Genomic DNA, 24,858 nt, shown 5'->3' with positions numbered 1-24,858 from the left:
CCGTCCGTCAGATCAGGTTGTCCTCGACGGCCAGGCCGAACTCGCCCTTGCCGTACATCGCGAGGGCCCGCTCGACGTCGTTGGCCACGTGGACGCTGCCCGCGTGGGCGTCGCGCCAGGCCCGCTCGATCGGGTTGCCCCGGCTGAGGGAGTTGCCCCCGGCGGTCTTGAACAGGATGTCGATCGCCTCCAGCGCCCGCTCGGTGGCGCGCACCTGGTCCCTGCGCACCCGCAGCCGCAGCTCGGCCGGGATCGTCTCGCCCCGCACCGCGTGCTCGTACACCTCCCGCACGTTGCGGTCGGTCTGCAGGATCGCCGCGTCGATCTCCGACGCCGCCCGGGCGACGGCGACCTGCGCGAACTGGTCCTCGGCGAACCGGCCGCCGCCCAGGCTGAGCCGTACGCGGTCGCGCATCGCGGTCACGTACGACCGGTAGCAGCCGGCGGCCATCCCGATGACCGGGGCGGTGATCGTGGTGGTGAACACGGTGCCGAACGGGATGCGGAAGAGCGGGCCGGTGTTCACCTTCTGGCCGGGGCCGCGCAGCTGCGCCATCTCGTAGTTGCGCATCACGCGGTGCGCGGGCACGAAGGCGTCCTCGACGATGATGTCGTTGCTGCCCGTGCCGCGCAGCCCGATGACGTCCCACACGTCCGCGATGAGGTAGTCGGAGCGGGGCACCAGCACGGTCATGAAGTCCACCGGCCTGCCCTGGTCGCCGAGGACCAGGCCGCCCACCATCGCCCACGACGCGTGCTCGCAGCCCGAGGAGAACCGCCACCGGCCGGACAGCCGATAGCCGCCCTCGACGGGTATGAGCCGTCCGACCGGCGCGTACGACGAGGAGATCAGCGCGTCCGGGTCGCTCCCCCACACCTCGTCCTGGGCGGCCTCCTCGAACAGGGCGAGCTGCCAGGGGTGCACGCCGAGCACGGCGACGGTCCAGCCGGTGGACCCGCACACCGCCGAGATCTCCCGGACCACCTCGTAGAAGCTCACCGGATCGCCTTCCACGCCGCCGTACCTCTTGGGCTGCAGCATCCGGAAGACTCCGGCCTGGACCAGCTCCCTGATCGACTCCGCAGGGACCCGCCGGTCCTCGTCGGTGGACCGGGCCCGTTCGGCGATCTTCGGCAGCAGCGCCCGAACCGCGTCCAGGACCTCGTTGCTCATCTGGGAGTCCTCCGTGTCACGCTCGTCGGTCAGATGCCGTCCATGATGGTGCGTGGAGCCGATGACCGCATGTCAGGACACTCCCGACCAATGGGACTCGCCATCCGGCGGGCCGCCACAGCTCCTACGTTGGCGGACTGAGAGAACGTGCGTCCTGAAGGGTCGGATCAAGGTGACTGCAGTAGAAGCCGGGAACGACGACATCCGCAGAATCGAGGCGGAGGCGCTGCCCACTCGGTTCGCCCGGGGCTGGCACTGCCTGGGGCTGTCGGAGAAGTTCAAGGACGGCGAGCCGCACACGGTCAACGCCTTCGGACAGAAGCTCGTGGTCTTCCAGAGCGGCGACGGCAGGATCAACGTGCTCGACGCCTACTGCCGGCACATGGGCGGGGATCTGTCGCAGGGCACGATCAAGGGTGACGAGATCGCCTGCCCGTTCCACGACTGGCGCTGGGGCGGCGACGGCCGCTGCAAGAAGATCCCCTACTCACGCCGGGTCCCGCTGCGCGCCCGCACCGCGGCCTGGACCACCATGGACCAGGACGGCCTGTTGTTCGTGTGGAACGACCCGGAGGGCAACCCGCCGCCGCCGGAGGTCACGATCCCCAGGATCGAGGGCGCGACGCGGGACGACTGGACCGACTGGGTCTGGACCGAGACCATCGTGAACACCAACTGCCGCGAGGTCGTGGACAACGTCGTCGACATGGCGCACTTCTTCTACGTCCACTACTCGTTCCCGACGTACTTCAAGAACATCTTCGAGGGACACGTCGCCACGCAGATCATGAAGGGCACCGGCCGCCAGGACACCCGCCCGCCCGCGAAGGACGGCGAGCCGAGGCTGCTCGGCAACGACTCGGCGGCGTCGTACCACGGGCCGTCCTTCATGATCGACGATCTGACGTACCACTACGACACCATGGACATCAACTCGGTCCTGATCAACGCCCACTACCCCATCGACGCGACCTCGTTCGTGCTGCACTCGGGGATCATCGTGCAGCGCACCGACAAGCTCTCCGGGCCCGCGGCCGACGAGATGGCCAGGAAGATGAGCTCCTTCATCCTCAAGGGCTTCGACCAGGACGTGCAGATCTGGAAGAACAAGGCCCGCATCGACAACCCGCTGCTGTGCGAGGAGGACGGGCCGGTCTACCAGCTGCGCCGCTGGTACGAGCAGTTCTACGTGGACGTCGCCGACGTCAGGCCTGAGATGGTGGAGCGCTTCGAGTTCGAGCTCGACACCACCCGCCCGGTCGAGGCGTGGAAGAAGGAGGTCGAGGAGAACCTCGCCCGCAAGGCCGCGGAGCTCTCGGCGAGCACGGGCCGGCCCGCATGACGATCCGCCCCGACAACCGGCTGCTCGACGCGCCCATGCAGCCGCTGACCTGCAGGCGGTGCGGCGCCGGCGTGGAGGTGCGCAAGGCGAGCTGGCACCAGACCAGCGTCCAGTGGAACGCCGACGCGGCCGGCACCTGCCTGGAGCGCCGCACCGCCGGACCAGGGATCTTCCCCGGCTGCGCGGCGCTGCGGGACTCCATCGTCCAGGCCGCGCTCGACGGCGAGATCGCCGTACCGGAGGAATCGTGATCGACAAGAACGTGTACGGCCCCTGGGCCGTCGTCGCGGGCGGATCCGAGGGAGTGGGCGCGTCGTTCGCCCATCGGCTCGCCGACGCCGGGCTCGACCTTGTGCTGATCGCCCGCAAGCCCGGGCCGCTGGCCGAGACGGCCGAGCAGGTCAGGGCCAAGGGCGTCGAGGTGCGCACGCTGGAGCTCGACCTGACCGACCCGGGCGCGGTCAAGGCGGTCCGCTCGGTGACCGACGACGTCGAGGTGGGCCTGCTGATCTTCAACGCGGGCGCCAACAGCTACGGCCACGAGTTCGTGACCGGCGACCTCGACCGGGTGCGGGGGGTCGTCGACCTCAACATCACCGGCCAGCTCGCGCTCACCCATCACTTCGGTGCGCTGATGCGGGAGCGGCGCCGCGGCGGCATCATCCTGGTCGGCTCGCTCGCCGGATACATGGGCCAGGCGCAGATCAGCGTCTACTCGGCGGCCAAGGCGTTCAGCCGTGTCTTCGCCGAAGGTCTCTGGCTGGAGCTGGGCGAGCACGGCGTGCACGTGCTCGAACTCGTCCTCGGCGTCACCCGCACCCCGGCGATGGAGCGGGCGGGGCTGCGGATGGACCTGCCCGGGCTCAACGTGGCCGAGCCCGGCGACGTGGCGCGCGAGGGCCTGGAGCACCTCGCCGACGGCCCGGTCTGGATCGCGGGCGGCAACGAGGAGACGGCCCGCAAGCGGAGCGGCTTCCCACGGGCCGAGATGGTGCGCAGGGCCCACGAGGCGACGAAGCGGATGATCCCCCCGCCCAGCTCCTGAGCGCTCCGCGACGACAGGCGGTCACCCTTACGGGCGACCGCCTTTCTCGTCTCAGATCTTCAGCCGGGCCGCGATGCCGTCGAGGACGCTGTCCAGCCCCAGCTCGAACTGCCAGTCGTCGTCGTCCTTCCTGACGCCCTGGCGGATGTAGCGCTCGAACGCGGGATAGCGGCCCGACTCAAGCAGCCATCTCATCCTCGATGAGTAGAGGCTGCGCAGGTCGTCCATCTTCTCCGCGCCCTCCTTGCGCATCAGCCTGTCCATCCTGATCCGGGCGGTGGTCGCCCCGGCGACGAACGCGGTGACCGTGCCGACGACGGTCATCGCCGTGTCGGCGTCGAGGCCGAGGCCGTCCAGCGACGCGAGGAGCCGGTCGGTGCGCGCGACGAAATTGGGGGTCAGCGGCCCGGACTGGGCCGTGGTCTCGACCAGCCAGGGATGGCGCAGCGTGAGGGCGCGCAGCCGCAGGGCGGACACGCGCAGGACCTCCCGCCAGTCGCTGCCCTCTCCGGCTCGCGCCTCCTCGGCGTAGACCGCGTCGACCATCAGCTCGATCACGTCGTCCTTGCCGCGCACGTAGCGGTAGAGGCCCATGGTGGCGACGCCGAGCCGCTCGGCCAGCCGGCGCATCGAGACCGCGTCGAGCCCCTCGGCGTCGGCGATCTCCACGGCCGCCGCGCCGATCTGCGCGTGGGTCAGCGCCGCGCGGGGAGGCCGGGCGGGGCGCTGCATCCGCTGCCAGATGGACTCCTGCGCGCCGTCGTCCGCGTCGTCCGCTTTCTTCCCGGCCATCGTGGTGCTCCTCCCGGTTCGGTGTGTACATCGTACTCAGACTTGTACATCGTACGCATCTGCGCGTACGGTGTACCCGTTGCGTACAGCGTACTCACCTCGTGGAGGAACCATGTCCGGAGAAAGCCGGCTCAATGTGGCGATGATCATCGGTAGCGTCCGGGACGGGAGGGTGGCGCCCCTCGTCGCGAACTGGTTCGCCGGTCAGGCGGAGCGGCGCGACGACGTCGCACTCGACGTGATCGACCTGGCCGAGACCCGGCTCCCCGACGGGCTGCGCGGGCACTTCGGCGGCGAGAAGCCTGAGGAGGTGACCGGGCTGCGGCCCCGGGTGGAGGCGGCGGACGCCTTCGTCGTCGTGACCCCGGAGTACAACCGCAGCTTCCCCGCCGCGCTCAAACTGATGATCGACAGCTACCACCGGGAGTGGGCGGCCAAGCCCGTCGGGTTCGTCTGCTACGGCGGCATGTCCAGCGGCCTGCGAGCCGTCGAGCAGCTCCGTCTGGTCTTCGCCGAGCTGCACGCGGTGACGATCCGCGACTCCGTCGCCTTCCAGAGCCCCTGGACGCTGTTCGACGCGGAGGGGAACTGGCCGAAGGACCCCGCGGGCCCGGAGGGCGCCGCCAAGGTCATGCTCGACGAGCTCGTCTGGTTCGGCCGGGCCCTGCGCGACGCGCGGGCGGCACGTCCGTACGGGGGCTGAGATGGGCTCCCTGCTCCGCTCCAGTCTGCGTTCCCGTCGCGGCACCGTCTCCCTGATCGCCGTGCTCCAGATCGCGCAGGCGCTCGCCGCCCTCCTGCTGCCCACGTTCAACGCCACGCTCATCGACGACGGCGTGCTGCGCGGCGACACCGGGCTGATCCTGCGTCTGGGCGGCGTCATGGTGGCCGGGACGCTGGCACAGGTCCTGTGCTCGGCCGTGGTGGGAGCCCTCGCCGCCAGGACCGCCGCCGCCGTCGGTCACGACCTGCGCGCGGCCGTCTACGCGAAGGTCCAGTCGTTCTCATCTCGCGAGGTGGGCCGCTTCGGGGTGCCGTCCCTGATCACCCGCACGGTCGGCGACGTGCAGCAGGTGCAGACGCTGGTCTTCATGGGGCTGACCGGCCTGGCCGCCACACCCATGATCTTCCTCGGCGGGGTGGTCATGGCGCTGCGGCAGGACCTGCGCCTGTCCACGCTGCTGCTGGTCGCGCTGCCCGCGCTGTCGGCCGTCCTGTGGGTGATCCTGCGCCGGCTCACCCCGCTGTCGCAGGCGACGCAGCGCGGCGTCGACCAGATCAACCGGCTGGTGCGCGAGCAGATCGCCGGGGTCCGGGTCGTCCGGGCGTTCGCCGCCGAGGATCGTGAACGCGCCAGGTTCGGCGAGGCCAACGGCGCGCTGATGGGCTTCGCCGTACGCGCCGCGCGGCTGACGACCGTGATGTATCCCGCCGGGATGCTGATCGGCAACCTGTGCGGCGTGGCGGTGGTCTGGTACGGCGGGCACCTCGTCGACGACGGCGTCACCCAGGTGGGCTCGCTGGTGGCGTTCCTCAACTACCTGGCCGTGATCCTGGGGTCCGCCCTGCTCGCGACCTTCACCGTCCTGGCGGCGCCGCGCGCCCGGGTCTCCGCCCTCCGGGTGCGCGAGGTGCTGGAGACCGGGACGGAACCGGACACGTCGCCGGCCGACACCGATCCGACCTGGCGGGGCCGGATGTGGAAGGGCGAGGTCGAGGTCCGCGACGCGCACATGCACTATCCGGGGGCCGAAGAGCCGGTACTGCGGGGGGTGAACCTCCTCGTCCGCCCGGGCGAGACCGTCGCGGTCGTCGGCTCCACCGGCTCGGGCAAGACGACCCTGCTCACCCTCGTGGCCCGGCTGCTCGATCCGACCGGCGGGCGGGTGCTCCTCGACGGGACGGACGTCGCGTCGCTGCCCCCGGAGGAGCCGGCCGGAGTCGTCGGGCTGGTGCCGCAACGGCCGTACCTGTTCTCCGGCACCATCGCCGGCAACCTCCGGTACGGCAGGCCCGAGGCGACGGACGCCGAGCTGTGGCACGCACTGGAGGTCGCACAGGCGCGCGACTTCGTGGAGGCGCTGCCGGAGGGCCTGGACACGCCGCTCGGGCAGGGGGGCGCGTCGCTGTCCGGCGGCCAGCGGCAGCGCCTGACGGTGGCGCGGGCCCTGGTCGCCCGTCCCCGGGTGCTGCTGCTGGACGATCCGTTCTCCGCGCTCGACCCGGTCACCGAGCGGGCGCTCGCCGACGCGCTGGCGCGGGAGACCCGCGACGTCGCCGTCGTCCTGGTCGCGCAGCGGATCTCCTCGACGCGGCACGCCGACCGGCTGGTGGTGCTCGACGAGGGCCGCGTCGCCGGTTCCGGAACCCACGAGGAGCTGATGGCCTCGTGCCCCGCCTACCGCGAGATCGTGTTCTCCCAGACAGGCCAGGAGGTGGCCGCATGACAGCCCGGAAACGAGGCGCCGTCCGGCGTCTGCTGGAGACGGCCCGCCCCGAACTCCCGCTCGCCGTGGCCGCCCTGGCCTGCGCGGCGGCGGCCGTGGCCCTGACCGTGGCGGTCCCCCGGCTGCTCGGCGTGGCCACCGACCTGGTGTTGTCGGCCGTGTCCGGGCACCGCCGGGTGGACTTCGCCGCGACCGGCCGGGTCCTGCTGGGCGCCCTCGCCTGCTACCTGGCCGCGTTCCTCCTCTCCTTCGCCCAGCAGCGGACGACCGCGACCATCGCGCAGCGGCTGGTCTTCCGGCTGCGGGAGCGGACCCAGGCCAAGCTCGCGCGGCTGCCGCTGGCCTACTTCGACGGGCGGCAGCGGGGCGACGTGCTCTCACGCGCCACCAACGACGTCGACAACGTCGGCCAGACGCTGCAGCAGGTGCTCAGCGTGGCGGTCACCGCGCTGCTCTCACTCGTCGGGGTGCTGGTGATGATGGTGTGGACCTCGCCGCTGCTCGCCCTGGTCTCGGTGGTCATGGTGCCGCTGTCCGTCGTGGCGGCCAGGGCGGTCGGCAGGCGGGCGCAGCCGAGATTCGCCGAGCAGTTCGCCGCCACGGGCCGGCTCAACGCCCACGTCGAGGAGACCTACACCGGGCACGCCCTGATCAGGGTCTTCGGCCGGCGGCGCCAGGCCGTACGGGAGTTCGGCGAGCGCAACGACGCCGTGTTCCGCGCGGGGTTCCGGGCGCAGCTGCTGTCCAGCATGATCGGCCCGGCGATGTCGCTCGTCATGAACCTCAACTACGTGCTCGTCGCGGTGATCGGCGGCCTGCGGGTGGCGGCCGGCGCGCTGTCGGTCGGCGACGTTCAGGCGTTCATCCAGTACTGCCTGCAGTTCGGGCAGCCGGTCAACCAGGTCACGTCGATGTCCACCCTCCTGCAGTCGGTGCTCGCCTCGGCCGGGCGGATCTTCGAGCTGCTCGACGAGGACGAGGAGGAGCCCGTCGCCGACCCCGTCCGCCTTCCGGCCACGGCCACGGGGCGGGTGACGTTCGAGAACGTCTCGTTCCGGTACGCGCCGGATCGTCCCCTCATCGAGGATCTGTCCCTGGTCGTGGAGCCGGGGCAGACCGTCGCGATCGTGGGCCCGACCGGCGCGGGCAAGACCACGCTGATCAACCTGCTCATGCGCTTCTACGACGTCACAGGTGGGCGGATCACGGTGGACGGGGTGGACATCGCCCGGGTGCCCAGGCAGGAGCTGCGCGCCAGGATCGGCATGGTGCTGCAGGACACCTGGCTGCGGCACGGCACGATCGCCGACAACATCGCGTACGGCGCCGGCGACGTGCCGCGCGAGCGGATCGTCGAGGTGTCCAGGGCCACCGGCGTCGACCACCTCGTGCGCACGCTGCCCGACGGGTACGACACGGTGGTCGACGACGACGGCGAGGGGCTGAGCACGGGCGAGCGCCAGCTCGTCACCATCGCCCGCGCGTTCCTGGCCGATCCCCCGATCCTGGTGCTCGACGAGGCCACCAGCGCGCTCGACACCCGTACGGAGGTGCTGGTGCAGCGGGCCATGACCTCGCTGCGGGACGGGCGCACCGGGTTCGTCATCGCCCACCGGCTGTCGACCGTCAGGAACGCCGACCTGATCCTCGTGATGGACGACGGGCGGATCGTCGAGCAGGGCACGCACGACCGGTTGCTGGCGGCGGGAGGCGCGTACGCCCGGCTGTACCGTTCCCAGCTCACCCCGGCTCAAGTCTCCGGGGCCCAACTCACCGGGGCCCAGCCCTGACCAGGCACGACCGGGCGGGACGGCGGTCAGCTGTGCGAGCCGCCGTCCACCCGGACCTCGACGCCGTTGAGGTAGGCGCCGTCCGCCGAGGCCACGTACGCGATCGTCCCGGCGATGTCCTCCGGGCGGCCCGGCCTGCCCCAGAGGGGATAGGTGCGCGCGTACCAGGACGTGTCCACGCCGGCGAACGTCTCCCGGTTGGCCGTCAGCGGCGTGGCGACCCCGCCGGGCGAGACCGGGACGACGCGGATCCGCCGCGACGCCAGCTCGGCGGCGAGGCTGATCGAGAACGACAGCAGCGCCCCCTTGGACGCGGCGTAGCCGGTCATCCCCGGGTGCGCCTTCGTCGCCGCCGTCGAGGTGACGTTCACGATGACCCCGGTGCGGTCAGGGATGTGCGGCAGCACCTCCCTGCAGAGCATGACCGGGGCGAACACGTTGACCGCGAAGATGTCCCGGTAGTCGTCGAGCCCCACCGACTCCATCGGGGTGACCCGCAGCACTCCGGCGACGTTGGCGAGCACGTCCACCCGGCCGAGGCGGGCGACGGCCGCGGCGGCGGCCGACACCACCGCCTCCTCCCTCGCCAGATCGGCGGCATGCGCGACAAACCGGCCCCCGAGCAGCTCGGTGCCGCCCGCGAGCCTGCCGGTCTCCGCGAGCCCGTCCTCGTGCCGGTCCACCGCGAACACCGTGGCGCCCTCGGCCAGCAGGCGTACGGCGGTCGCCCGCCCGATGCCCGACGCCGCCCCGGTGAGCAGCACGTTCTTGCCGTCGAACCGGTTCATCACGCCTCCTTGGCGACTGCGCGGCCGGCGCGGCGGCCGAAGAAGGTGCCGTCGCCGAGAGAGGTGCCGCTGACGTATCCCTCGCCGTGGATGCCGGAGGAGGCGCGTCCCGCGGCGTACAGGCCGGGGATCGGCCGGGCGGACTGGTTCAGCACCTCGCCGTCCACGGTCGTGCGCAGGCCTCCGAGGGTGAAGCCGGCGGCGCCGGTCCCCTTGCCCGCGCTGTCGCGGTCGCCCATGCCGAATCCCAGGCGCGGATCGGCGGCGGCGAACGGGCCCTTCAGCGGGCGCAGCCACTTCGGGTCCTTGTGGAAGTAGGGGTCCTCGCCGCGCTCGGCGTGCCGGTTGTACACCGCGACGGTGTCCTCCAGCGCGCCCGGCGGCACGCCGAGCGACTCCTCCAGCTCGGCGAGGGTCTCGGCCACGAAGACCGGGCGCACGCCCCACAGGTCCCGCGCGGGGATGTTCTCGTAGCCCTCCTCGTCGATGATCGCCCAGTACGGCCCGGGCTGGTGGCGTACGGCGGCGACGCTGAACAGGCCGGGATAGACGTCCTCGTTGATGAAGCGCCGGCCGAGCCCGTTGACGAGCATGCCGCGCACCAGCATCGCGGGCAGCGCGGTCATCGCGATCTCGACCTCGCCCATGCGGCGGGTGGCCGCGCCGAGCGCGGTGGCCATGCGGATGCCGCCGCCGTCGTCCAGGCCGTCACTGACCTTGCCGTGCCCGAGCAGCACGGGGGCGTGGTCGGCGAGCATCTCCTCGTTGTCGACGAACCCGCCGGTGGTCAGCACCACTCCCCTGCGGGCGCGGTAGGTCACCTGCTCTCCGTATCGGCGGGCCACGACCCCGGCGACCCGGCCGTCGCCGCCGACCACGAGGTTGGTGGCGCGGGTGTCGGCGTGACAGGCGGCTCCGGCCGCCCGCGCCGCCTCCACCAGTTTCTCCATCAGCAGCCGGCCGCCCCAGCTCTCGACGGCCGGGCGGTGGCCGCGCGGCACCGGCCGCGCGACGGTGGTGTACGGCCAGGCGTTCTCCCCCAGCCACATCAGGCCGTCGGTCGTCGGGGGCATCCAGCTCGGCGCGTCGAAGAACGACTCGTTGAACGGCACGCCCCTGGCCCGGAACCACTCGAAGTGCTCGACACCGCCCTCGCAGTAGAGCCGCAGCTTCTCCTCGTCGGCGTGCGGGCCGAGCGCCGCCGTGAGGTAGGCGAACATGTTGTCCGGGTCGTCCTCGAACCCGCAGGCCCGCTGGATCGCGGTGCCGCCGCCGAGGTACAGCTCGCCGCCGGACATCGCGGACGAGCCGCCCGGCCCGCCCGCGCGCTCCAGCACCAGCACGTCCGCGCCGGCCGTGGCGGCCTCGTACGCGGCGGCCGCGCCGGCGCAGCCGAAACCGACGACGAGCACGTCGCACTCGTGGTCGAACGCGGCGACGGAGGCCGCGGGCACGGGCTCGACCGACGGCCGGGGAGTCATCGGCTGCCCACTCACTTCTTCGGCACGAAGGTGGCCAGCGGCTCGGAGCCCGACCAGTCATGACCCCAGTAGCTGTCGGCGGTGATCTCCTCGGCCGTGTAGTACGTCTCGTCGACGAGCATGCCCTCGGTGCCGTACTCGATGTCCCAGCCGCCGGGAGCGCGGACGTAGAAGGAGACCATCTTGTCGTTGGTGTGCCGGCCGAGGGTGGAGGAGATCGAGAAGCCCGACGTGCGCACCCGGTCGAGCGCCATGCCCACCGCGTCAAGGCTGTCCACCTCGACCATCAGGTGCACGAGGCCGGGGTCGCCGGCGTACCCGGCGGGGCAGACCGCGAGGCTGTGGTGGCGCCCGTTGACGCCCATGAAGCGCACCCGGCGGTACGGCGGCTTCCCGCCGCCCATCTTGATGGCTCCCCGGGGCAGGAAACCGAGCACCTCGGTGTAGAAGGAGACGGTCTCGTCCATCGCGGTGGTCGGCACGACGACGTGGCCCATCCCCTGCGCGCCGGTCACGAAGCGCTGGCCCAGTCCGGTCACGACCGGGCTGTGGTCGAGCACGGGACCGAAGAAGACCTCGACGGGAACGCCCGCGGGGTCGGTGAAGGCGATGACCGCCTCGGCGTCGCGCTCGGCGGACTCCTCCTCCGACAGCACCTTCACCGGCGTGCCGGACGCCTCGACGGCACGGCCGACGGCGGCGAGCGCGAACTGGTCGCGCACCTCCCAGCCGACCGCGAGCACCCGGTCGGTGTCGCCGGGCAACACGACGAGGCGCGCACGGCGCTCGTCCATGCGCAGGTACAGACCGTCCGGGTCCGGACCGGACCCCTCGGCGAAGCCGAGCCCGTCGATGAGGAGTTCGCGCCAGCGCCCGATGTCACGCGTCTGGACCTTGAGGTAGCCGAGTCCTCGGATCTGCGTCACTTGTGCTCAATCCAATCTGCCGGTCGGGGGGCCGAGCGTCGATCCCACCGTGACAGACCCCACGCCCCGCCGCCCCGCCCCTCCCGCTGAGTGAGAGTCCCCGGCGGGCGCACGGTCGTGGCCCGGTTCGTGCGGACGGACGTCACGGACCGCGCCCAGGTCGAGGCGATGGTCGGGGCCGCCGCCGAGACGTGGGGCCGCCCGACGAGCAGCTCGCCCGAGGTCCCCTGCACCCGCTCCGCTCCGCGGCGCGGGCGGTGGCGGAGCGGGCGCACCGGGCGTCAGCGGGCCTCGTGGCGCCGCTGGCAGGCGATGCAGTAACGGGCCATGGGCCGGATCTTCAGCCGGCCGAACGGGATGACCGCGGTGCAGTCGGCGCACCGGCCGTAGCTTCCCTCCTCGATCCGCTCCAGCGCCTTGCGCAGCTCGGCGACCGCCCGCTCGGTGGCGGCGACGTCGGCGAGCAGGGCGAGCCTGGCGGTGTCGTCGTTGCCGCCGTCGACGGCGGCCCGCAGGTCGCGCAGCTGCACCTCACGCCACTGGAGCTGCTCTTCCAGGTCGGCGCGCATCGCCTGCGTCTGCGGCTCGCTGATGGCGGTGAACTCGTCACTGGTGGTCATCGTCGACGTCCTTTCGTCCGATGGCAGAGGTGCCGGAAGTGCGGTGCTCGACCGTGGACAGCAGGCAGGCCAGTCCTCTGACGGTCGCGTTGGCGGGATCGGCCGCGGGGCTGACGGTGATCCGCAGCTCCGCGCAGAGCTTGCGGGCCAGCTCCGGGTCGCGGGCGCCGCCGCCCGTGACCAGCAGGCCCTGCTGCCGGGCGGTCGCCCGCAGGGCGGCGGGAACGCGCGCGATCAGGTCGGCGACCATCGCCACGACGCGTTCCCGCGCGTACGGCGGGCAGCCGGTGCCCTCCGCCGGGTCCCCCGTCGCGACCTGTACGGCGCCCGCGTCGGCGATCTCGCCGGCGCGGATGACGACGGCCTCGGCGATCCCCGCCCCCGCGTCGAGCAGGAGCCGGGGCCTCGGGTCGGCGATGTCCACGCCGCAGCCGACCGCCGCGGCCAGCGGCTCCTCGACGATCGTGACCCGGCAGCGGGCGGCGCTGCTGACCGCCGCGTACGCGGCCCGCCGGTCCAGTCGCGAGGCCGCGACGGGCACGCCGACCAGGACGCGTTCCAGCGGCGGGTGCCGCTCGGACACGGCGTCGCCCAGCGCCGTGCGGACCAGCCGGGCGCATCCCGGCATGTCGGCGACCATGCCGTGCCGCACCGGCCACCGGCGCGCCCCCGGATCGCCGCACGCCGACGGCCGCTCCTTGATCGCCGTGCTGCCGGACAGCAGCAGCCGGGTCCGCGCGGTGCCGAGGTCGAGGGCCAGGGCCGTACCCCCGCCTCTCCTCCCGTTGGCACCGGTCATGCCGGTCATGACCGTCATGCCGTCAACCGGGTCTCGCCTGCGCAGGAGGCGCACTGCTGCACGTGCGGCGCGAGCCGGAGCCGGTCGAGCGGCAGGAACGCCTCGCATCGGGTGCAGGTGCCGTAGAGGCCCCGATCCATCCGCTCGAGCGCCGCCTCGATCGCGGCGACGTCGAGACCCGCCTGCCGTACGCGCGCCGCGGACGAACGGGTCCGGGCGGCGGACGGCGCCACGTCGTACGGGTCGTACGGGTCGTACGGATCGCGCAGCCGGGCCAGCTCGGCCCGGGCGGCGTGGAGCCGCTCCTCGAGCAGCATGCGCAGCTCGGACAGCTGCGCCGTGTACCGCCGGCACTCCTCCATGAGGAGGCGCGGCGACCTGATCTCTGCCATAAGCGGCATCACTCCAGGTGAGGGATGAGGTCGGCGCGCGAGCACGCGCGCCACCGACGCACCGATGCCGGTGCGCGAGACGAGTACGCGGGCGGGCCCGCGTGATGGTGGTCGAAGGCTCGGAAGGCGGCCCCGCGAAGCCGGGGCACGCGACGACCGCCCGGCCGGGCGGCTGGGGCGGGACGGCAGGGTGCGGGTGCGCGAAAGCGGGCACCGCGTCACCGGTCACGTCACCGGTCACGTCACCGGTCGCCTGACGCGCCGGGCCGGCGTGGCCGGGGACGGGTCAGGCGCGCGACGAAGAGGACCGGGACGGTGCCGCGGTTCCGGCGCGCTCCAAGCGAGCTCGGGTCACCGGGCCTGTGGTGGGCTGCGCGAGCCGGCGGTGCGATGCCCGGTCTGTTGCGGGCTGAGGACGATGTCCTCGTGGTGCCGGGCGTGCACCGGTGCGGAGACGGGGGCCGCCGGCGCGGCCGCCGCGTTGCGCGGCCGGGACGGGAACGGCAGATGCTCGGGACCGGCGGCGCCCATGGGAAGGGTCGCCGACTGCGGCGTCCACGCCCCCGGCGTCCACACCTCGGCGGCGGCCTGCGGCGTGCGCTGGGCGGGATCGCCGCCATACCAGGCGGGCGTGGAGGCGACCAGCGCGAGGGCGAGCATCAGCAGGCCCACCACCAACGTGAAGGCGGTGGACCCGCACGTGCCACGTCGTGAGGTCGCCATGAGACCGACCATAACCCACCTTCGCGAAACGGTCATCCGCGTTTCCCGTTGCCCGTTTCTCCCTATCGGCCCCTGCCCGATTTCCGCCATTCGTTGTGCGTACCCGCATCCCGGAGGCGTTCCCGTCCGCCCGGGTGCGTTTTCCGTTCCCCCTTTCGCCGGCTACGGCATGCGGCGCCCGCGCGCGGAACTCGCTACGGTGGCCGGAAGACCCGGGTTCGTGGGAGGGAGGGATGACGTGCGACGCAGCCTGACCGCCGCGGTGCTGCTCCTGCTGCACGCGATCTTCCTGACCTCCGGCGGCGCGCCGGCGTCCGCGTCCGCGCTGGGGACGCCGTATCGCGCCGCCGGCCTCCACAGCGCCCATGTCGACGCCGGCCCTCACCTCGCCGCGGGCCGCCCGGCGGCGGAGGCGGGCGGCGTACGGCAGGCGGCCCGCGCCTGGTCTCCCGCGCGTGACGGCGCCAGGCTCACGGACACGCGGATCTGCCCTCCCACGCACGCGACGCGGCCGGCCCCGGGCGACCCGCCCCGGGTCCAGGCGGGCGCGAGCGGCCCCGGCGTGTCCGGCGGGCCGGTCGTGCTGCCCAACCCGGCGGTGCCGCGCGGCGGCACCCGGGTCACCCGGGCCGGGCCGCACCACGACGGCCCGCCCGCCCAGTGCCCGCGCCGGGCCGCCACGGCCCGCGCTCCTCCCTCCACCGCGTACTGAGACCTTTCCCGCTCGTACGCCTGTGGAGGCTTCATGTCCCGTGCGCCCCTGTGGCGTGCGGTGGCGGCGCTCGCCGTCATCGCGACCTCACTTCTGCTCGCCCTCACCATGGCCCCGCGCCTCGGCCTCGACCTGCGCGGCGGCACCCAGCTCGTCTTCGAGACGAAGGACTCCCCCACGGTCAAGGCGGACGCCGACGCCACCGACCGTGCCCTCGACGTGCTCCGGCGCAGGGCGGACGCCCTCGGAGTCGTCGATCCCACCCTGGTCCGCTCCGGCCAGAGGCGGATCATCGTCGAACTGCCCGGCGTGCTCGACCCGCGCGAGGCCGCCGCGGTCATCGGCAAGACCGCGCAGCTCAACTTCCATCCGGTGCTCGGTCCCGCCGAGGACGGCGACAAGGACGCGGTCGCCGACGAGAGCGGCCAGAAGCTGAAGCTCGGCCCGGTCGCCCTCAGCGGGGCCGCAGTCACCGACGCCGCCGCGCGCAGCGACCCCCAGATGGGGCCCGGCTGGTTCGTCACGATCGACTTCAAGGAGCCCGGCCCCTGGCGGGAGCTGACCGGGCAGGCGGCCTGCGCGCCGGTCGGCGACCACAAGCGCCGCGTCGCCATCGTCCTCGACAACGAGATCATCTCCTCGCCGCAGGTGGCCGACTCGGTGGCCTGCGACGCGGGGATCCCCGGCGGCACCACGCAGATCACCGGGTCGTTCACCCCGCAGGAGGCGCAGAACCTCGCGGTGCTGATCAAGGGCGGCTCGCTTCCGGTGCCGCTGGATCTGGTCGAGCAGCGGACGGTCGGCCCGACCCTCGGCGCCGACGCCATCGCGGCGAGCGCCAAGGCCGGCCTCGTCGGGGTGATCCTGACCGCGGTGTTCATCGGCGTCGTCTACCGGCTGGTGGGCGTGCTGGCCGCGCTCGCGCTCGCCTGCTACGGCCTGATCTCGTACGCCGGGCTCGTGGCCATGGGAGCAACGCTCACGCTGCCCGGCCTGGCCGGGTTCGTCCTGGCGATCGGCATGGCGGTGGACGCCAACGTGCTGGTCTTCGAACGGGCCAGGGAGGAGTACGGCGAGGCGCCCCGCCGGGGCCTCAAGGCGGCCCTCGACCGGGGATTCAAGAACGCCTGGAGCGCGATCGCCGACTCCAACATCACCACCCTGCTCGCCGCGGGGCTGCTGTTCTGGCTCGCCTCCGGGCCGGTGAAGGGCTTCGGCGTGACACTGGCGATCGGCGTGCTCGCCTCGCTGGTCTCGGCGATGCTGATCACCCGGGTGCTCACCGCCGCCCTGATCGACAGGATCGGCCCCCGGGCTTCCGGCATCGGCTCGATCGGCCGGGTCAGGACCTGGCTGGCCCGGCGCGACCCGGACCTGATGCGCGGCAGGCGGCTGTGGCTCGCCGTCGCGGCCGGGCTGCTCGTGCTGGCGGGCGCCGGGCTGGTCATCCGCGGGCTCGACTACGGCGTCGAGTTCACCGGCGGCCGGATCGTGGAGTTCGGCACGAGCAGGCCGGTCGACGTCGCCACGGCGAGGCAGGCGGTGGCGGACGCAGGGTTCCCCTCGGCCGTCGTGCAGCGGTCGGACGACGCGATCTCGGTGCGCACCGGGCAGATCAGCGCCGACGACGTGGTCCGTATGGAGGAGGCGCTCGACCGGCACGTGGGCGAGGTGGCCAAGCAGCGTGACGAGCTCATCGGGCCGAGCCTCGGCGAGGAGCTGCGCCGCAACGCACTCATCGCGCTCGGCGTCGCGCTCGCCGCGCAGCTCGTCTACCTGGCGTTCCGGTTCCGGTGGACGTTCGGCACGGCGGCGGTGGCGGCGCTGTTCGTGGACGCGGCCGTCGTCGTCGGAGCGTTCGCCTGGATGGGCAAGCCGATCGACGGAGTGTTCCTGGCCGCGATGCTCACGATCATCGGCTATTCGGTCAACGACAAGGTCGTGCTCTTCGACCGGGTGCGCGAGCTGTGGCCGGTGCGGCGCGGGGAGCCGTTCGGCCGGGTGGTGAACACCGCGATCCTGCAGACCGTGCCGCGCACGGTCAACACCGGGCTCGGTGCGCTGTTCATCCTGGCGGCGCTGGCGGTGTTCGGCGGCGACTCGCTGCGCGACTTCGCCGTCGCCCTGCTGATCGGCATCATCGTGGGAACGCTGTCGTCGTCGTTCGTGGCCGGGCCGGCGGCGATCGCGCTGGAGAGGCGCAACTCCCAGCCGCCCCCGGTCCCCGCCGCCCCGCGTGCCAGGCCCGCGCGGCGCGACGGCTCCGGCGCGGTGGTCTGACCTGCTGGTCGGCCGGCATGGGCCCAGGGGCGGGACGTCCCACCCCTGGGCCCGTGCGTGTTACGGCCGTCCGAGCGCGCGCAACTGGGCGGGCGTCAGCGCGGAGACGTTCTGGTCGATGGGCGAGTCGGTGTACTGGTGGATCGCCCAGGACTTCCAGTCGGCGGGCGCCGTGATGTCGCCCGGGGCCTTGCTGTAGTGGGCCACCCACAGGGGGTACTGGCCGAGGCCGTGGCCGTACTTCTCGGCGAAGTTCCAGCCGCTGTAGAACATCGGCCTGGTGCCGGTCTTGGCCGTCACGTACTCCAGCCAGGTCTTGGCCCACTTGTTGACCTGCTCGACGGACTCGCCGTCGGTGGCCTCCAGGTCGAGGACCAGGATGTCGCCGGGCTTGCTCGGCTGCGAGTTCACCACCTCGAGGAAGTGGTCGGCCTCGGCGATGGGGTCGTTGGAGGGATGGCCGAAGTGGTAGACGCCGCGGACGATGCCCTTCTTGGCCAGTTCCCGCCAGTGGCGGGGGAAGGACGAATCGACCCAGGAGGTCCCCTCGGTGGCCTTGATGAAGCCGAACTGCGCGCGGCTGTTCATCCAGTCGTGGTCGGCCTCGTAGCCGGAGACGTCCTGGCCGTACGTGTGCGGGTTCGCGTAGGCCGGGGCGGGCAGGACGACGGCCGCCGTGACGGTGGCGGTGGCGGCCGAGACCGCGAGGGTCGCCGCCGCGAGGGCGGAACGCAGGCGCCGGCGGGAGGGCCGGCTCCCGAGGGAGAGCCGATGGGTGGACATGACGGGGTTGACTCCTTGCTTCCATGCCGCCTACCGGGTTAGCTGACGGGTTCGGGCAGGAAGTGCCCTACGGGCGCATCTGGGGGCCTGCGCGCCGATTCACCCCGAAGAGAGAGTGGGTCCCCGGCTCCACATGACGTGGATTCGGCGGCCGCGCGATCACCGCGCGGTCCGGGCAACGACACGGCAAGGGATATGGCGGTGGAAGTCTGGCCGTTACCCATGCCGTGTGCCCTAAAGGTACACACACCACCAGAATGGTGTAAACAGGACAAAACGTGTCTTTACCTGGGCCGATACCGCCTCGGGCCGCCCTGCCGCCGGAACGGCGGCGCGCGACCGGATCCCCCACGAAGTAAGGGCTGTGATTACCAACGGTAAGTAGTCACTCTCTTACGCATTGTGAAAGGGTCGTCGCCGAGGGGGTGCGGAGACCCCCGCGACGGTCTCGGAAAGGGTTTGCATGGGAGTCTTCCGCCGCGTCCTCGCCGCCCGCGCAGTAGCTCTCGCGGCGGGGTGAGAGGCATCCCTCGTCACGTGGCGTGCGTCATGGACGGGAACGGCCGGTGGGCCGCACAGCGGGCGCTGCCCCGCACCGAGGGGCATCGGGCGGCCGAGGCCGCGGTGATCGATGTCATCGAGGCGGCTCACACGGCCGGTGTCGAGTGGTTGAGCCTGTACGCCTTCTCCACTGAGAACTGGCGGCGCCCGGCCGCCGAGGTCGACGTCCTGCTGCGACTGGTGCGGCGCGCCATCCGCAAACACGCCCTGTCCCTGCACACACGCGGGATCCGCTGCCGGTTCCTCGGGGTCACCGACCCGCGGATCCCGCCCGCGCTGGCCCGGGACATCGCCGACCTGATGGCGCTGACCCGCGACAACCGCCGGATGACGTTGACGGTGGCCTTCGACCACGGCGGCCGCCGCGACATCGTCGAGGCCGCCCGGTCGCTGATCCGCGACGGGGTGCCGGCCGAGCAGGTCACCGAGGAGAGTTTCGCCCGCCGTCTGCCCCACCCCGACATGCCGGAGGTGGACCTCGTCATCCGCACCTCCGGAGAACAGCGGATCTCCAACTTCATGCTCTGGCAGGTGGCGTACGCCGAATGGGTCTTCCCCCGGGTGCTGTGGCCGGACTTCCGGGCCGGGCACTTCTGGGAATGCCTGGAGGTCTACCGACGGCGCGACCGCCGGTTCGGCGCCGTACAGGCACCGGCCCCGACAGGAAAGGGATGTCGATGAGCGACGCCACAACCGCCGGAACCGACGCCGATCCGCTCGGCCCGGGATCGATGCTCTACCGGTTGACCCGCCAGACGCGCTGGGGGCTGGTGGCGACCCGGGCCATCGTCCTGGAGGCCGCGCACCCGCAGATCGGCGCCGCGCTGATCACCAACTCGACCTTCGTCGCGCACCCGTGGCGTCGGCTGCGCAACACCGTGCTCAGCGCACAGCGGATGGTCGACCCCGACATACGCGTGCGACAGCGAGAGGCGGCCCGGCTCAACCGCCTGCACGCGCGCATCACCGGCACCGACGCCGAGGGCCGCCCGTTCAACGCCGCGGATTCCGAGGCGCGCGCCTGGGTGGTGGCGACGCTGTTCGAGTCCGCGGTCACGATGTGCCGGTTGAGCGGCGAGTCCCTCGACGGCCCCGCCATGGACCGGCTGTACGCCGAGTTCCAGTCGTTCCTCGCCCTGATGGACCCCTACGGCGGCAAGCTTCCGCCCACCCTCCGGGAGTTCTGGCGCTACTACGCGTCCGTCGTCGAGGAGCGGCTGGAGAACACCGAAGCGGTCCACGTCATCCTCGACCGCCTGTTCGCGCAGGTGCCCGCTCCCCCGCTGCTCCGCGACCAGCCGGCCGTGTGGGCGGCGGGCAGGGCGCTCGCCGGTCCCGCGGCCACCGCGATCGTCGTGGCGTCGCTGCCCGAGTCGCTCCGCGCGCGACTGGGGCTCGCCGAGTTGCCGGGCACGCGCACGCTGATGCACGCCGCCTATCTGTCCACCAGGCTCGCGACGCGCCTGCTGCCGGAGGCGTGGACGCGGCTCGACACGGTCATGACCATGCTCGACCCGGCGTACGCCCCGCAGCGGAACGGCGACGCGCCGGCCGGGCCGCCCGTGCTGGAAGGGCTGCGCCGTGGTGTGTCGAAAGCGGGGGCGCTCCTGCGCCTCCTCACGCCCGATCCGGAGACGGCGACCGCCGGCGACTCGACGGTGCGCTCCGCCTCGCGGTTCTTCTCCGAGGTCCTGGACCAGACCGGCGACGGCCACCTCGACTGGCCCGACCTCGCCGCGATGGCCCGGGAGATCGCCACCCGCCTCGACCTGGACACCCATGACGAGGATCGGCTGTTCGCCGCCTTCGCCGACTGGTGGCGCGAGCTGCAGAAAGAGCTGGACACCGACGGCGACGGACGCATCACCGGCCACGAGTACGCCGCGGCCACCGCCGCCATGGCCGGCTCCGCCCTCATCAGGATCGCCGAGGTCCTGTTCGACGTCACCGACACCGACGACGACCAGGTCATCGACGCGGCGGAGCACCGGGCGCTGTTCCGCACGGCGTTCGACCACGATCCGGGCGGCGACGCCGGCGAGCGACTGACCCGGGGCGAGTTCGTCCGCCGGTTCCTGGGCTTCATGGCGGGCCGCCGGCACTCCGGCGTCTACGACCAGATGTTCGCCCAGTCCTGACGGCATCGCCTCCGGCGCGCCCGCCGGCGCGAAGCGCGACCGACGTCAGATCATCGAGCGCATCGGCCCGTGCGGCGGCTCGATGCCGAGCTGCGTCAGCGCGGAGACGTGGAAGACCGAGCCGGGCACGTGGATCGCGTGGGCCAGCCCGACGTGGGCGTCCCGCCAGAAGCGCTGGATCGGGTTGTCCACCCGCATCGCGTTGCCGCCCGACCGCGCCACGATCTCGTCCATCGCGCGCACCGCGCGCCAGGCCGCCTGGACCTGGGTGCGGCGGCCCACGGCCCGCTCGTCGAAGGTCACCTCGCGGCCGGAGGCCACGATGTCGTACATCCGCGAGGCGTTGTCGAGCAGGGCCGCCCGCGCCGCCGCGATCTCGGCCGCCGCCTCGCTGATCGCGTACAGGACGTACGGGTCGTCCTTGATCCTGGTGCCGGTGATCTGCACGCGGCCCTTCTGGTAAGCCATGTGGTGCGCGAGCGCGCCCTCGGCGATCCCGATGACCGAGGCGGTGATGCCGAGCGGGAACGCCGCGGAGAACGGCAGGTGGTAGAGCGGGTTGGTCAGCCCGGCCTCCTTGGCCTGGCTGCCGTCCACGACCTTGTTGTACGGGATGACCCGGTAGTCGGGGACGAACGCGTCCTTGACGATGATGTCCTTGCTGCCGGTGCCGCGCAGGCCCACGACGTTCCAGGAGTCCTCGACGATCTCGTAGTCGGACCTGGGCAGGATGAGGTGCAGCGAGGCCGGCGGCTGGGCCATCTTGCCCTCGGCGTCGCCGAGCATGCCGCCGAGGAAGATCCAGTCGCAGTGGTCGGTGCCCGAGGAGAACTGCCAGCGGCCGTTGAAGACGTAGCCTCCGTCGACCGGCCGGGCGATGCCCATCGGCGCGTACGGCGAGGCGATCCAGGTGTCCTGGTTCTCGCCCCAGATCTCCTGCTGGACGCGGGGGTCGGCGAACGCCATCTCCCAGGGGTGCACGCCCACGACGCCCGCCACCCAGCCGGTCGATCCGTCGAGACCGGCGATCTTCATGATCGTCTCGGCGTAGTCACGCGGGTGGAACTCGAAGCCGCCGTGGATCTTCGGCTGGAGCATCCGGATGACGCCCGCCTCCCGCAGCACCTTGGCCGCCTGGTCGTCCAGCCGGCCCAGCGCCTCGTTGGAGGGGCCGAGCGCGCTGATCTCGTCGGCCCGCTGTGTGATCGCTTCGAGTACCGGGTTGGCCATGGCTTTTCTCACTTCTTCGCCGCGAGGGCGACTGCGATTTCGATGAGCTGGTCTTCCTGTCCGCCGATGAGCTTGCGGCGTCCTGCCTCCATGAGGATCTCGGCGCCGGACACGCCGTACTTCCGCGCCTGACGGTCGGCGTGCTTGAGGAAGCTGGAGTAGACGCCCGCGTAGCCCATCGTCAGGGTCAGCCGGTCGAGCAGGCACTCGCCGTCCATGATCGGACGGACCACGTCCTCCGCGGCGTCGATGATCTTGAGGGTGTCGATGCCGGTGCGGATGCCGAGCTTGTCGGTGACGGCGGCGAAGGCCTCCAGCGGCGTGTTGCCGGCTCCGGCGCCGAACCGCCGCACCGAGCCGTCGATCTGCTTCGCCCCGGCCCGCACGGCGAGGATCGAGTTGGCCACCCCGAGCCCGAGGTTCTCGTGGCCGTGGAAGCCGACCTGGGCGTCGTCCCCCAGCTCGGCGACGAGCGCCGCGATCCTGTCGCTCGTCTGCTCCATGATCAGCGCCCCGGCCGAGTCGACGACGTACACGCACTGGCAGCCGGCGTCGGCCATGATCCGGGCCTGTTCGGCCAGGACCTCCGGCGGCCGGCTGTGCGACATCATCAGGAACCCGACCGTCTCCAGGCCGAGCTCCCTGGCCAGCCCGAAGTGCTGGATCGAGACGTCGGCCTCGGTGCAGTGGGTGGCGATCCTGCAGATGCTCGCGCCGTTGTCGGCGGCCTCGCGGATGTCGTCCTTGACGCCGACACCGGGCAGCATCAGGAACGCGATCTTCGCGCGCCTGGCCGTGGCCACCGCCGCCTTGATCAGCTCCTGCTCGGGGGTGTGGCTGAATCCGTAGTTGAACGACGAGCCGCCGAGCCCGTCGCCGTGCGTCACCTCGATGACCGGCACGCCCGCGTCGTCCAGCGCGGCCACGATCGACCGTACGTGCTCGACGGTGAACTGGTGCTGCTTGGCGTGCGAGCCGTCCCGCAGACACGAGTCGGTGACCCTGATGTCGAGGTCGGCGCTGTAGGGCATGGTCGATCTCCTTATGCGTGGATGCGCTGCGCGAAGCCCTCGCCGACCTTGGTGGCGGCGGCCGTCATGATGTCGAGGTTGCCGGAGTAGGGCGGCAGGAAGTCGCCCGCGCCCTCGACCTCGACGAACACCGCGACGCGGGCGAGCCCGCCGCTGACCGCCGTCGGGTCGTCGAATTGGGGCTCGGTCCGCAGCCGGTATCCGGGCACGTACGTCGCGACCTCGGCGGCGACCTCCTTGATCGAGGCCGCGACGGCGTCCCGGTCGGCGTCGACGGGGATCGAGCAGAAGATCGTGTCCTGCATGAGCATCGGCGGCTCGGCCGGGTTGAGGATGATGATGGCCTTGCCCTTCGCGGCGCCGCCGATCGTCTCGATGCCGCGCGCGGTCGTCTTGGTGAACTCGTCGATGTTGGCGCGGGTGCCGGGACCGGCCGACGGAGAGGCCACGCTGGCCACGATCTCCGCGTACGCGACCTCGGCGACCCGCGAGACGGCGTGCACGATCGGGATCGTCGCCTGGCCGCCGCAGGTGATCAGGCTGACGTTCGGGGCGTCGAGGTGGGCGCCGAGGTTGACCGCGGGCACCACGGCGGGCCCGACCGCGGCCGGGGTCAGGTCGACCGCCTGAATGCCCAGCTCGCGATATTTCGGCGCGTTCTCCCTGTGCACGTACGCCGAGGTCGCCTCGAAGACGATGTCGGGCCGCTCGTCCTGCGCCAGGAGCCAGTCCACGCCCTCGGCCGAGGTGATCAGCCCCTGGTCGGCGGCCCTCTTCAGCCCGGGGCTGTCGGGGTCCACGCCGATCATCCAGCGCGGCTCGATGTGCGCCGAGCGCAGCAGCTTGTACATCAGGTCGGTCCCGATGTTGCCCGAGCCGACGATCGCGGCGGTCGCCTTACCCATGGAAGTCCTCTTATTCGGGAGCGAGCGGTCTTATTCGAAGCGAGCGGACACGGAGCCGAGCCCGGCGAACTCGGCGCGGAAGACGTCGCCGGGGCGCACGTCCACGGCCCTGGTGCAGGACCCGGGGAGGACGACGTGCCCGGCCTCGAGCTTGACCCCGAACGAGGCGACCTTCCTGGCCAGCCAGGCCACGGCGGTGGTGGGGTTCCCGAGCACCGCGCTCGTGTTGCCCCGGGTGATCTCGGTGCTGTCGTCGAAGGGGCCGTCACCGCAGTAGAGCACGGCCTCGATGTCGGCGAGATCGAGGCCTCCCGGGCTCACCCGGGCGGCGCCGAGGATCACCCCGGCCGAGGACGCGTTGTCGGCGATCGTGTCGGCCAGCCGGATCCGCCAGTCCGTGATGCGGCTGTCGATCAGCTCGATGCTCGGCACGACGTACTCGGTCGCGGCGAGCACGTCCTCCTCGGTGCAGCCCGCGCCGGGCAGGCCCGCCCCGAGGACGTAGCCGATCTCGACCTCGACCCGGGGGTAGCAGTATCGCCCCGCCTCGATCGGCTCGTCCTGCGACAGCACCATGTCGTCGAGCAGGTGGCCGTAGTCGGGCTCGTCCACGCCCATCATCCGCTGCATCACCGGGGAGGACAGGCCCACCTTGTGCCCGTACACGCGGGCCCCGGCCGCCAGACGCCTGCGGATGTTCGCGAGCTGGATCTCGTAGGCGTCCACCGCGTCGATGTCCGGGTAGGTGTCGGTCAGCGGCTCGATCGGCGCCCGGTCCCGCTCGGCCGCCCGCAGCCGCCCGGCCGCGTCCGCTCGCAGCGCCTCGTCCAGCATCGGGGTCCTCCCTCGCGTCCTACTGATGGTCAAAGGGTCGCGTCACGGCCGCCGCGCCGCCCGCC

General features: G+C 72.2%; 24 protein-coding genes and 1 riboswitch. Of the genes, 10 read left to right on the top strand and 14 right to left on the bottom strand.

The annotated features are described in order from the left end of the window. Nucleotides 1–7: 7 nt before the first annotated feature. On the bottom strand, nt 8–1,174 hold the full coding sequence (gene hsaA, locus FH610_RS00810; RefSeq protein ID WP_139572196.1) for a 3-hydroxy-9,10-secoandrosta-1,3,5(10)-triene-9,17-dione monooxygenase oxygenase subunit: 1,167 nt from the start codon (nt 1,172–1,174) through the stop codon (nt 8–10). A 172-nt stretch (nt 1,175–1,346) separates the two neighbouring features. Between hsaA and FH610_RS00805 the strand changes: the two genes are divergently transcribed. Genes FH610_RS00805 through FH610_RS00795 form a run of 3 tightly spaced genes read left to right on the top strand, consistent with a single transcriptional unit; the run spans nt 1,347 to nt 3,561 of the window. Next, nucleotides 1,347–2,516 (top strand): 3-ketosteroid-9-alpha-monooxygenase, oxygenase component, encoded by a 1,170-nt coding sequence (locus tag FH610_RS00805; protein ID WP_139572195.1) that lies wholly within the window; start codon nt 1,347–1,349, stop codon nt 2,514–2,516. Continuing rightward, nucleotides 2,513–2,767, top strand: coding sequence for a ferredoxin (locus FH610_RS00800; RefSeq protein ID WP_139572194.1), 255 nt, complete (start codon nt 2,513–2,515; stop codon nt 2,765–2,767). Before FH610_RS00805 ends, FH610_RS00800 begins: the two co-directional genes overlap by 4 nt. After that, nucleotides 2,764–3,561, top strand: coding sequence for an SDR family NAD(P)-dependent oxidoreductase (locus FH610_RS00795; RefSeq protein WP_139572193.1), 798 nt, complete (start codon nt 2,764–2,766; stop codon nt 3,559–3,561). Before FH610_RS00800 ends, FH610_RS00795 begins: the two co-directional genes overlap by 4 nt. A 51-nt stretch (nt 3,562–3,612) precedes the next feature. Here FH610_RS00795 and FH610_RS00790 read toward each other — a convergent pair whose 3' ends face one another. Continuing rightward, nucleotides 3,613–4,353 carry a TetR/AcrR family transcriptional regulator gene (locus FH610_RS00790; RefSeq protein WP_139572192.1) on the bottom strand — a complete coding sequence of 247 codons (741 nt, stop codon included), beginning with the start codon at nt 4,351–4,353 and terminating at the stop codon, nt 3,613–3,615. A 112-nt stretch (nt 4,354–4,465) separates the two neighbouring features. On the opposite strand from FH610_RS00790, the gene FH610_RS00785 reads away from it, so the two are divergent. From FH610_RS00785 to FH610_RS00775, 3 genes are read left to right on the top strand one after another with little or no spacing between them, the layout of a single operon-like run. Then, the gene (locus FH610_RS00785) at nt 4,466–5,056 is read left to right on the top strand and encodes an NADPH-dependent FMN reductase (RefSeq protein WP_139572191.1); all 591 of its coding nucleotides are present in this window, start codon (nt 4,466–4,468) and stop codon (nt 5,054–5,056) included. Between the two features lies 1 nt (nt 5,057). After that, a complete protein-coding gene (locus FH610_RS00780; RefSeq protein WP_139572190.1) occupies nt 5,058–6,800 on the top strand; it encodes an ABC transporter ATP-binding protein in 1,743 nt (580 codons plus the stop codon). Next, on the top strand, nt 6,797–8,590 hold the full coding sequence (locus FH610_RS00775; protein ID WP_139572189.1) for an ABC transporter ATP-binding protein: 1,794 nt from the start codon (nt 6,797–6,799) through the stop codon (nt 8,588–8,590). The genes FH610_RS00780 and FH610_RS00775 overlap by 4 nt, the downstream gene beginning before the upstream one ends. A 26-nt stretch (nt 8,591–8,616) precedes the next feature. Here FH610_RS00775 and FH610_RS00770 read toward each other — a convergent pair whose 3' ends face one another. From FH610_RS00770 to FH610_RS00740, 7 genes are all read right to left on the bottom strand, one after another. After that, nucleotides 8,617–9,378 (bottom strand): SDR family NAD(P)-dependent oxidoreductase, encoded by a 762-nt coding sequence (locus FH610_RS00770; protein WP_139572188.1) that lies wholly within the window; start codon nt 9,376–9,378, stop codon nt 8,617–8,619. Then, nucleotides 9,378–10,859, bottom strand: coding sequence for an FAD-dependent oxidoreductase (locus tag FH610_RS00765; RefSeq protein WP_139572187.1), 1,482 nt, complete (start codon nt 10,857–10,859; stop codon nt 9,378–9,380). The genes FH610_RS00770 and FH610_RS00765 overlap by 1 nt, the downstream gene beginning before the upstream one ends. A gap of 11 nt (nt 10,860–10,870) precedes the next feature. Further along, nucleotides 10,871–11,785: a VOC family protein gene (locus tag FH610_RS00760; RefSeq protein WP_139572186.1), complete on the bottom strand. Its 915-nt coding sequence runs from the start codon at nt 11,783–11,785 to the stop codon at nt 10,871–10,873. A 281-nt stretch (nt 11,786–12,066) separates the two neighbouring features. Further along, complete coding sequence (locus FH610_RS00755) at nt 12,067–12,405, bottom strand: TraR/DksA family transcriptional regulator (protein WP_139572185.1); 339 nt, start codon at nt 12,403–12,405, stop codon at nt 12,067–12,069. Beyond that, entirely contained in the window at nt 12,392–13,222 is an 831-nt protein-coding gene (locus tag FH610_RS00750; protein ID WP_161627873.1) for a rod shape-determining protein, read from the bottom strand. Before FH610_RS00750 ends, FH610_RS00755 begins: the two co-directional genes overlap by 14 nt. Further along, the gene (locus tag FH610_RS00745) at nt 13,219–13,596 is read right to left on the bottom strand and encodes a TraR/DksA family transcriptional regulator (RefSeq protein ID WP_139572183.1); all 378 of its coding nucleotides are present in this window, start codon (nt 13,594–13,596) and stop codon (nt 13,219–13,221) included. Before FH610_RS00745 ends, FH610_RS00750 begins: the two co-directional genes overlap by 4 nt. Before the next feature lie 351 nt (nt 13,597–13,947). Beyond that, complete coding sequence (locus tag FH610_RS00740; protein ID WP_139572182.1) at nt 13,948–14,319, bottom strand: hypothetical protein; 372 nt, start codon at nt 14,317–14,319, stop codon at nt 13,948–13,950. A 238-nt stretch (nt 14,320–14,557) separates the two neighbouring features. Here FH610_RS00740 and FH610_RS00735 point away from each other — a divergent pair, with 238 nt between their 5' ends. Both FH610_RS00735 and secD read left to right on the top strand, forming a co-directional pair. Beyond that, a complete protein-coding gene (locus tag FH610_RS00735) occupies nt 14,558–15,031 on the top strand; it encodes a hypothetical protein (RefSeq protein ID WP_139572181.1) in 474 nt (157 codons plus the stop codon). 33 nt (nt 15,032–15,064) lie between these two features. Next, nucleotides 15,065–17,311, top strand: a complete 2,247-nt coding sequence (gene secD, locus FH610_RS00730; RefSeq protein WP_139572180.1) for a protein translocase subunit SecD — start codon at nt 15,065–15,067, stop codon at nt 17,309–17,311. 60 nt (nt 17,312–17,371) lie between these two features. Here secD and FH610_RS00725 read toward each other — a convergent pair whose 3' ends face one another. Beyond that, entirely contained in the window at nt 17,372–18,094 is a 723-nt protein-coding gene (locus FH610_RS00725; RefSeq protein WP_139572179.1) for a glycoside hydrolase family 25 protein, read from the bottom strand. A 12-nt stretch (nt 18,095–18,106) separates the two neighbouring features. Then, a riboswitch (cyclic di-AMP (ydaO/yuaA leader) is annotated at nt 18,107–18,254 on the bottom strand. Between the two features lie 356 nt (nt 18,255–18,610). On the opposite strand from FH610_RS00725, the gene uppS reads away from it, so the two are divergent. Together uppS and FH610_RS00715 are read left to right on the top strand one after the other, a co-directional pair. Then, the gene (gene uppS, locus FH610_RS00720; protein WP_276607609.1) at nt 18,611–19,336 is read left to right on the top strand and encodes a polyprenyl diphosphate synthase; all 726 of its coding nucleotides are present in this window, start codon (nt 18,611–18,613) and stop codon (nt 19,334–19,336) included. Further along, nucleotides 19,333–20,793 (top strand): oxygenase MpaB family protein, encoded by a 1,461-nt coding sequence (locus FH610_RS00715; RefSeq protein WP_139572177.1) that lies wholly within the window; start codon nt 19,333–19,335, stop codon nt 20,791–20,793. The genes uppS and FH610_RS00715 overlap by 4 nt, the downstream gene beginning before the upstream one ends. Nucleotides 20,794–20,838: 45 nt before the next feature. Here FH610_RS00715 and FH610_RS00710 read toward each other — a convergent pair whose 3' ends face one another. Genes FH610_RS00710 through FH610_RS00695 form a run of 4 tightly spaced genes read right to left on the bottom strand, consistent with a single transcriptional unit; the run spans nt 20,839 to nt 24,793 of the window. After that, nucleotides 20,839–22,023: an acyl-CoA dehydrogenase family protein gene (locus FH610_RS00710; protein ID WP_139572176.1), complete on the bottom strand. Its 1,185-nt coding sequence runs from the start codon at nt 22,021–22,023 to the stop codon at nt 20,839–20,841. A gap of 8 nt (nt 22,024–22,031) precedes the next feature. Next, the gene (gene dmpG, locus FH610_RS00705; protein ID WP_139572175.1) at nt 22,032–23,054 is read right to left on the bottom strand and encodes a 4-hydroxy-2-oxovalerate aldolase; all 1,023 of its coding nucleotides are present in this window, start codon (nt 23,052–23,054) and stop codon (nt 22,032–22,034) included. 11 nt (nt 23,055–23,065) lie between these two features. Next, nucleotides 23,066–23,959 carry an acetaldehyde dehydrogenase (acetylating) gene (locus FH610_RS00700; RefSeq protein WP_139572174.1) on the bottom strand — a complete coding sequence of 298 codons (894 nt, stop codon included), beginning with the start codon at nt 23,957–23,959 and terminating at the stop codon, nt 23,066–23,068. A 30-nt stretch (nt 23,960–23,989) separates the two neighbouring features. Continuing rightward, nucleotides 23,990–24,793 (bottom strand): 2-keto-4-pentenoate hydratase, encoded by an 804-nt coding sequence (locus tag FH610_RS00695; RefSeq protein WP_139572173.1) that lies wholly within the window; start codon nt 24,791–24,793, stop codon nt 23,990–23,992. Nucleotides 24,794–24,858: the final 65 nt, after the last annotated feature.

Origin of the sequence: Microbispora catharanthi, from assembly GCF_006334915.2 — a bacterium.
Taxonomy (GTDB): Bacteria; Actinomycetota; Actinomycetes; order Streptosporangiales; family Streptosporangiaceae; genus Microbispora; species Microbispora catharanthi.
Note: the sequence above shows the minus strand (reverse complement) of the source record. Positions and strands in the feature narration are given on the sequence as shown.